Here is a 967-nt window from a genome sequence, read left to right on the forward strand (position 1 = left end):
TCGTCATCCCGAGCGATTTCGGCACAGAGAGGTTGCGCGCCAGGTCCTCGAACATCACCGCGTTGTGGCCGGTCACGGAATGCAGCTCGGCGAACCGCTCATAGGTCTGGCGGGCCGGCTTGGGGTTGAGACCCGCCGCGACGATGTCGAAGATGTCGTCGAAATGATCCAATACGCCGAGCTGGCGCGCGGCGCGCTCGGCATGCTTGCGGTCCCCATTGGTGAAAATGAACTTGCGGCCCGGCAATTGGCGGATCGCGGCACCGAGCACCGGATCGGGCACCAGCCAGGAATAGTCGATGTCGTGCACCTTCTCGAGGAAGTCGTCGGGGTCGATGCCGTGGCGCGCCATCAGCCCGTTCAGCGTCGTGCCGTACTCCAGGTAGAGCTCTTTCTGCAGCTTGCGCGCCTCCTCGCGCGAGAGCGTCAGCAGCTCGCCGACATAGGCAGTCATCTTCACGTCGATCTGCGCGAACAGGTTCGAGTGATGCGGATAGAGCGTGTTGTCGAGGTCGAATACCCAATCCGTGACATGGGCAAAACGGGCGGGCTCGGGTGTCGTCGTCATGGCCTCCTTATGGCATGCGGACGCGGAGTTTATCCACAACTTCCGCGCGTCTTGCGTCGTGAAAATGGCGCCTCGCTTCAAATTTTAATCGTCCCGGAAAGGTCACCTTCAGCGCTTGCTGGCACAGAGGCAGTCCGTTGGGAGACAGCGATGAGTCGCATAATCTTGAAGTCCGCAGTCGTCGCGTTCGCTTCGGTCGCTGTCTCGCTCTTGTTGACGCTGGTTGTGGTCCCGGCCATGGGCTTTCCGATCAGCCGCACCGTCTGGCTTACGGCCACGGTTTGCCCTTTGATTCTCGCCTGGATTGCCAGCGTCGGCACCTTCTGGCAAAGCGACCGGCTGAAAAATGCGCATCGCGAGCTTGCCCGCGCGCATGCCCAGCTCGCCGCGGCCCACAGA

1 protein-coding gene and 1 pseudogene are annotated in these 967 nt (G+C 61.8%); one reads left to right on the plus strand and one right to left on the minus strand.

Features of this window, described 5'->3' with window-relative positions; genetic code table 11:
- A partial coding sequence (locus EOA60_RS34780; RefSeq protein WP_128312719.1) for a pyrimidine 5'-nucleotidase occupies positions 1–568 on the minus strand: 568 nt, incomplete at its 3' end.
- A 150-nt stretch (positions 569–718) separates the two neighbouring features.
- On the opposite strand from EOA60_RS34780, the pseudogene EOA60_RS34785 reads away from it, so the two are divergent.
- Positions 719–967, plus strand: a pseudogene (locus EOA60_RS34785) (GGDEF domain-containing protein); the annotation flags it as partial.

This window comes from Mesorhizobium sp. M1A.F.Ca.IN.020.06.1.1, assembly GCF_004023265.1.
GTDB lineage: Bacteria > Pseudomonadota > Alphaproteobacteria > Rhizobiales > Rhizobiaceae > Mesorhizobium.